The 7,870-nt window shown below is 40.8% G+C and carries 5 protein-coding genes and 1 pseudogene; 1 reads left to right on the top strand and 5 read right to left on the bottom strand.

Going from position 1 to position 7,870, the window contains the following annotated elements; all coding sequences use genetic code 11:
• From A9G48_RS00045 to A9G48_RS00035, 3 genes are all read right to left on the bottom strand, one after another.
• A partial coding sequence (locus tag A9G48_RS00045; protein ID WP_141672921.1) for a hemagglutinin repeat-containing protein occupies positions 1-363 on the bottom strand: 363 nt, incomplete at its 3' end.
• 426 nt (positions 364-789) lie between these two features.
• Positions 790-1,107 carry a hypothetical protein gene (locus A9G48_RS00040; protein WP_065575617.1) on the bottom strand — a complete coding sequence of 106 codons (318 nt, stop codon included), beginning with the start codon at positions 1,105-1,107 and terminating at the stop codon, positions 790-792.
• Positions 1,104-5,909 (bottom strand): hemagglutinin repeat-containing protein, encoded by a 4,806-nt coding sequence (locus A9G48_RS00035; protein ID WP_065575616.1) that lies wholly within the window; start codon positions 5,907-5,909, stop codon positions 1,104-1,106. The genes A9G48_RS00040 and A9G48_RS00035 overlap by 4 nt, the downstream gene beginning before the upstream one ends.
• Before the next feature lie 309 nt (positions 5,910-6,218).
• Between A9G48_RS00035 and A9G48_RS12025 the strand changes: the two are divergent.
• A pseudogene (locus tag A9G48_RS12025) lies at positions 6,219-6,308 on the top strand (integrase core domain-containing protein); the annotation flags it as partial.
• Positions 6,309-6,418: 110 nt separating this feature from the next.
• On the opposite strand, the gene A9G48_RS00030 reads toward A9G48_RS12025, so the two are convergent.
• On the bottom strand, positions 6,419-6,682 hold the full coding sequence (locus A9G48_RS00030) for a hypothetical protein (protein WP_065569188.1): 264 nt from the start codon (positions 6,680-6,682) through the stop codon (positions 6,419-6,421).
• The coding region (locus tag A9G48_RS11405; protein ID WP_065575615.1) for a VENN motif pre-toxin domain-containing protein at positions 6,682-7,870 on the bottom strand (1,189 nt) is incomplete at its 5' end. The genes A9G48_RS00030 and A9G48_RS11405, both read right to left, overlap by 1 nt.

Genomic DNA, 7,870 nt, shown 5'->3' with positions numbered 1-7,870 from the left:
ACCGGCAGTTACTTTACTGTTGTGATTAATTTCGGAATAACCGTTTTCTTTACCTTTTGACTGGCTGGCTGCTATTTCTACGGAGAAACCGTTTTGTCCGCCAATTAACCCAAATCCAACGCCAACTCCATAATGGTTGCCAGAATCCCGGTTTTTAATCTTTTCGGTACTTTGTGCTGCATCGAATTTAATGTCATTGCCGGCATTAAGATTAATATTGTGCCCTTGAATATCCACCCCTTTGCCTTCAATGTTTTCTTGCGCTGTGATATTCACATTTTGACCGGCATGAATAACGGTACCGGATTGGGAATGATGGTGGTACTCATTTTTTTGTTTGGCATTATTGGCAGCAGCGCTCACGGTGACAAAAAATTAAATAAAATCAATGTCTTTCCTGGCTAATTTTTTGTAAGTAAAAATAGTAAGTTAATGTATTTTTTGAATAGAGGGAGATATGGCGCAATGAGCAATACAGCAGGTAGGCATTATTGATAATGATGTATAATAATAACTAAAACATATTCTAAACTAAAATCAATTACAGACAAAGCCCGGCGCCACAACCCACTGAACGGTTTTATACCGTGGGTTACACGTCTAACTGCGGACTTTACAACCCAGACCGCAACTGACCATTAAGGGCCAGTGGCTTGAACACTCGGTTTTTATGCCGGACGCCCTGTGGTCATTAAAGTTGAGCACAACAAGTTAGTTATTGAACTTGCGATGCAGGTCTAGAAAATGAAAGAGCCTAGTAATTCAGCTAGGATCTTATTTTCATTAAAACTAAACTTGAAAATCGCTTCTTTTAGATAATTCTAAAAGCTCCTTCAGGTAACGATGATACTGCTTACCTTTCATCATCTTTGCATATTCTTCGATAGTTATAATACTATCCTCTATAATTGAGTTATCAATTCGAGAGACCTCTAGAGTAATAACCTGGTCTCCATTGATAAGATAAGTATAAATATCTTCACCTTGTTCTATCATATGATACAAACAACATGCTGAATTGACTGTTCCAAATACATTTTTCAAATAAGGAACAATGATTTCCTGTTCTATTTTATTGAATTCAATTAATGCATTATTATTTTTCATTTAATTCTACCCGGTGTCGCTGTTATCAAATTACCATGTCTATCTGTAAGCACTGTTATAATATTTGTAGGCTTACCACTAAATTTATCAATACCTATATTTTTATTTAACATAATTACTCGTTCATAAATAGTATCAGTTTGCCCGGTAACTTTGTTGTATGACGATCTAGTATTACTAATTGGGATCTTAGATACATCTGGGCTACTTAAAATAGCTTTGGCTTCAGCTTCACTAATTGAAAATTGGCTAGCATTAGCTTTCCCGGAGAAATGACGATTCTGGACATGTACCCAACCTGATTCGGCATCTCCTGTTTTCATATTAATACGAGATTGTACTATTGGGTTTTCAAGATCCACCTTAGCTATAACATTATCAGCACCATTCGAAACCTTGTAGCCATTGGTTGTTGTCCCCGTCGTTCCCTTTCCAGCATTTAATTCTTTTTCATTTTTGGCATGCTCGCCAAACTGGCTTGATTTATTGCCTTTTTGAGAGGTTGCTACATTATTCTCAACTTTTTCTTTTATAAATTGTTGGAATTGTTTATTTGTACTTTTGGCACCAAATCGACTTAAAGCAGTATTTAATTCTAATAAAGATTCAGTATCTGCACCAGATAAATAATCACCTGTAGCTTTGTTTAATACTGAAATCAAATCAGCTTTGTCAGTGTCGGTTAAAGATTTATCAGCCATAGCAAGTGCCGCCATAGCGGCACTAATTGGTCCTGGTAAAAATGCACCTATTTGCTCTGGGGCTCGCATCCAGAGTTCAACATAATCGCTACCATTAGGCATATCTTTACCTGTTATGAGCCTTTCTAGTGCTTCGTCTGTTTCTTCTTGAGTTAAATAACCTGCTGCTGAGGCATGGAGGATACCTTCATAATTGGCTCCTGTTTCAGGTGAAAGACCAATAAAATCGCCACCTAATCCACCATCACCCCAACTTAATCCATTATTCTCAACCGCATTCTTACTGCTGCTGACTGCAGCGCTGACTTCACTGATGCTACCGCCAGCGCTGGCTGTAGCAAGTCCGGCGGCCAGTTGGGCGAGGGCGCTGATGTTTTGTTTTTCTTCTTCGGTTAGCTGGTTAACACTTTTATCACCGTATAGCTGTTTGCGAATGATATCCGCAGCAATTTCACCCGTAAGCGCCCCTGCGCCCCCAGCTAACCCTGAATTGCCTTGTAGCTCGGCAACGGCCGCACCCAATATGGCGTGGGCAATTAAACGGGCGGCTTCATTATCGCCCGCCTGTATTTTGATTTGCTCAGCCAACCATGGGGCACTGGCGCCGGCTAAGCCGCCGGCGATATCGCCTGTCATCATGCCTGTGATAATGGCAATAGCAGAATCGACGCCTTTATTAAAGTCACTGCCCATTTTGTTTTCATTGCCATGGTTATTTTGTTTATCCATGGCTTGTTTTAGGTCTTTAATCTCGGCGCCTAAATCTTTTAAGCCGGTGACAATTTCTTGTCGGGTTTGTTCTTTTTCTTTATCAAAGATAGGGTTGAGTTTGTGGTGTGCCTGCTCAGTGTCATGACTGAGTTCATTTATATCTTGGATTTGTTTGTCCGTGTCACGGATGATTAATTCTCCCTCACTGATTGCCGAATGGGTGATGTTTGAGGTTTTATCATCGTGCTCATATATCGATGGCATCCCGCCATTCGGTTTTGGATTACCATCGGTATGACTGGTGCTTCCTGCCATCCCAATGCTATCTACCTCAAATTCCGCTTTGTTTTTAATATCGGTAAAGCCGATAGTGCCGGTATCTAACCGATTATTGTCTTTATCCGCTGTTGATGCAATCACCGCACCATTTAACTGGGTATGGTTACCCACGGTAATGTCATAGCCGCCCGTGCCAGCAAAAATGCCCGATTGTTCATTGACCGACGCATAGTCATTTTTCATCCTATCTTGACTAAAGTTACCACTGGCTTGACTGCCCCCATAACAGATAGGGGGAACGCAAATACTGACATTGGCACCGGATGAGGTGTGTTTAGAATCGAGTTTTTCTTTATCTTGAACGCTGCTAATGAGCAAATCACGCCCAATATTTGCAGTCACCCGATTACCTGCCAGCTCCGCACCGTCTAAGATAACATCACGCCCACTGTGAATGTTCAGCGCATTACCGGCAGTTACTTTACTGTTGTGATTAATTTCGGAATAACCGTTTTCTTTACCTTTTGACTGGCTGGCTGCTATTTCTACGGAGAAACCGTTTTGTCCGCCAATTAACCCAAATCCAACGCCAACCCCATAATGGTTGCCAGAATCCCGGTTTTTAATCTTTTCGGTACTTTGTGCTGCATCGAATTTAATGTCATTGCCGGCATTAAGATTAATATTGTGCCCTTGAATATCCACCCCTTTGCCTTCAATGTTTTCTTGCGCTGTGATATTCACATTTTGACCGGCATGAATAACGGTACCGGATTGGGAATGATGGTGGTACTCATTTTTTTGTTTGGCATTATTGGCTGTAGCGCTCACGGTGACTTTGACTAAGGACGATGACATACCATTATTATTTTCTTCAATACCGGTACTGACATGATTGATACCTGATGTATTAAATTTTGCTTGCCCCGCATTAACCGCTGCCTTGGCGGCATAAATGGCAGATAAGCGTTTATCGTCATGATTTTCGACGGATTTAGCGGCTTTATCAATCGCTTGAGAGGCACTGACAAAATAGCCCGATGTAGAAACCGTAATACCGTATTGCTTATCTTGGGTTTGTGATTGCAGTAACTTATCATCTTCACTGGTATCCATAATCACATTTTTACCGGTTAAGTTCACCGATTTATCGGCGGTAATATCGGTACCAGACAGACGAATATCCTCACCGGCCCACAAATTGACATTACCCTTAGCACTGGTAATTTCACTGCGAATATTACTTTGGGTGGACTTGTTTTCCAAATTTTTATAGCGGGATTCTTGCCAGCCCACAGTACCACTGTAGCCGTCACCACCGAGTTCACCGACTTGTTTATGATAGCCTTTTTCTTCAATACGAGACGCATCTTTACTTGTATTGACGGTAATATTGCCTTTATTGGCTTTAATGTTGATGTCTTTTTCCGCAGCAATTTGGCTACTGGTGATATTAACATGACCTTCTTTACTGTTAATGTAAATATTATTCGCCGTTAATGAAGACGGATTTTGCGCTGTGGCATCGGCATGATGTTGTTCACCGTTACGTTGGTCACCATACGGTAACATGCCCACTCCATGATTTGGGCTGCCATTAATAAAGCGAATACTTGAGCCAGCAGTAGGTACCCCTAAGGTAATATTGGTCTGTTTACTGCTGGATTTATTGTGCTCGTTTTGCTTATCGGTTGAGGTGGTAATATTGACATCACGATTAGCTTCAATAATGATATTTTCACCGGCGGCTAACTGCGCACCACTTATCATTACATCGCCATGCGTTAAATTGCCTTGAGCATCACGAGCTTGACTTTTAGTGGCATGCAGTTGAATGTTACCCGCAGCGGTTAAGCTGCTGCCATTTTGATATTCACCGTAGAGGCTGGATTTTTGTTTACTGCTTGAATGATTAAGCGTAATAGGTAGCTGGGTTGGGTTAGCTATGTCTGCCCCAAAAGCCGGGAGTTCACTTTCAAATAATTTTTTGTGTTTATCGACCTTACTACCATGAGACTGAAAAATGTCATGAATATTACGTACACTGTCTATCAACGGGTTACTTATTGATATTCCAATCCCTGAGGATTTGGATTGATAACTGTTTTGTATATTAAGGGTGTCTTTACTTGGAATAATGGCAATATCTTCACCCGTGATATCAATGTGTCCCGTGGCTCGCTGCGTATCACCTTGTGCTCGCCCTGCAATGATATCACTGCCTTCAATGGTCACTTTTTTACCGGCAGAAATAATTACATTACCCCCTGAGGTGCCAACGATGCTTGCGGCATTAGAGTGGTTAACTTCATTGACCGTGGAGGTTGCTTTACTCGATTGTTTGTTGTAACTGATGGTTGACCCGCTGCTTGAAAACCCGGATTTTTTAGTTTTGTTTTCGTGTTTTTGGTAATACGATTCTTCTGCGGTATTAATGGTGATATCTTTCCCAGCTTCAAGACGCACATCATGCGTACCAATGACTTGGCTACCGGTCACCGTTAAGTCATTCCCCGCTTTGATGTTCACACTATCACCATAAATCCCACTGCCTTTTTGGGTGATGTTATCTACCGCAATGTTTTCAGTGGTTGACTCTTTGTTAAGGACGCCTTTGGTTTTGGTTTTGTGATGCTCGGTTAACTGTAAACGTTCTTGCTCACTGCCAATATCAATATCATGTTCGGCTAATAGGTTTATGCGCTTATCGCTCGATAGCTCCGCCGATTTTGCTAAAATATCATGTCCCGCAATTAAGTTTAGGTCGCCATGGGTTAAAATTTCACTGCCCACCGTTTCTTCAATATCAACCTTGCGGGTGTGATTTTTATTCCATATTGTGTCTTGATAGCTTTGCGTTTTTAAGGTCGATAAATTGATATCGTTCCCCGCAATCACGTTAGTGACGCCGTCTTCACCGCCATTGACCAATAAGGCCGCGCCTAAGTTGATGTCATGTCCTGCTTTTAAGGAAATATCACCATCATTGACGTTGATACTTGAAATTTGGTCAATCACGGTGTTTTTACTTTTGCTCGCACCGTAATGCGTTTCGGTGGTTGAGGTGGTGCTATTTAAGTTGATGTCGTTATTGGCTTGTAAATATGCCAATTTATCCGCATTTAATCTGCCGCTGCTGTTGATGCTATCTTTCGCTTGAATAATGATGGCGCCCGCATCAATCAGACCTTGGTTATTGACATTATCCCCTAATAGCGCTACCCGTTTTTTACCTAATATCGCCCCTGAAGATTAATGGTCCCTTTGGCTAGTAAGATGGTATTATTGTTGTCGATTAATTGATTAGCATTAAAATTAATTGCATTGAGGTTGATATTTTCAGCTGTTCCCTTTCCAGCTAATTGAGCCTCTTATATCTTTTTAACAACTTAACACAAGCAAGAAGAATTAACCGAATAATGGTTAACGATTTATAACACCGAAAGACCGCATGAGGCATTAAATAACATGACACCGATTGAGTATAAAACACTAAAACAAGCAGCTTAATTTTTTACGTAAGTTGTGTACTAAGTTTGGGGGTATTTACAGCATTAATTCCTATATTTTCTACTAAACAGAAAGAGAGATCCCTACTGATTAGGTAGGGATCATTGCCACTATGATATTTTTGTTATTATATTCTTAATGATGGGTTCGACAGATAGCTCTAAATTATCGCTATCTATCGTATAACGGTTTAATTCAATTTGATTTTCTGCATCAAAAAGTAATTCCCTTAACCATTTCTCTTCTAATGCTAGAATTTGGTGTTCAGCCTCATAAATACTAGATTGTATTTCTTCCACCCCAATTTCTTTGTTTAAAAAAGAATCACATTTTTTTTTCAATTTATCAACAATATCAGGATATATCCACTTCATCACTTTTCACTCCGTCTTAAAATGGTCACAATAACTTTACCGTTATTTTCAGTGACAACACCTACATCACCACTCCAATGTACAGTCCTCTCTACACCATTAACCTTAGAAATCGTTTTTGTTCCATTCTGTATAGTGTACTCTACAATTCCAGGAGAAATATTACGCCCAGCACCAACTGTACCGGCTGGAGATCCTAATCCTGATGGTTGCATTCTATCAATCGCATGTTGTGAATATAATCTGTCGCCAACCTGTGCATATTGTTTACCGTTAATAGTCGTTTTTTTGTAATTTTGCCAAGAATTCCATTCTAAAGAATTCCCAACAATGCCCTTTCCAGCTTTTATTTCTTGCTCATTTTTGGCATGCTCGCCAAACTGGCTTGATTTATTGCCTTTTTGAGAGGTTGCTACATTATTCTCAACTTTTTCTTTTATAAATTGTTGGAATTGTTTATTTGTACTTTTGGCACCAAATCGACTTAAAGCAGTATTTAATTCTAATAAAGATTCAGTATCTGCACCAGATAAATAATCACCTGTAGCTTTGTTTAATACTGAAATCAAATCAGCTTTGTCAGTGTCGGTTAAAGATTTATCAGCCATAGCAAGTGCCGCCATAGCGGCACTAATTGGTCCTGGTAAAAATGCACCTATTTGCTCTGGGGCTCGCATCCAGAGTTCAACATAATCGCTACCATTAGGCATATCTTTACCTGTTATGAGCCTTTCTAGTGCTTCGTCTGTTTCTTCTTGAGTTAAATAACCTGCTGCTGAGGCATGGAGGATACCTTCATAATTGGCTCCTGTTTCAGGTGAAAGACCAATAAAATCGCCACCTAATCCACCATCACCCCAACTTAATCCATTATTCTCAACCGCATTCTTACTGCTGCTGACTGCAGCGCTGACTTCACTGATGCTACCGCCAGCGCTGGCTGTAGCAAGTCCGGCGGCCAGTTGGGCGAGGGCGCTGATGTTTTGTTTTTCTTCTTCGGTTAGCTGGTTAACACTTTTATCACCGTATAGCTGTTTGCGAATGATATCCGCAGCAATTTCACCCGTAAGCGCCCCTGCGCCCCCAGCTAACCCTGAATTGCCTTGTAGCTCGGCAACGGCCGCACCCAATATGGCGTGGGCAATTAAACGGGCGGCTTCATTATCGCCCGCCTGTATTTTGATTTGC

It is taken from the genome of Gilliamella sp. wkB18 (genome assembly GCF_001690875.1).
In the GTDB taxonomy this organism is placed as follows: domain Bacteria; phylum Pseudomonadota; class Gammaproteobacteria; order Enterobacterales; family Orbaceae; genus Gilliamella; species Gilliamella apicola_A.
This window is presented reverse-complemented; position numbering and strand designations above follow the sequence as displayed.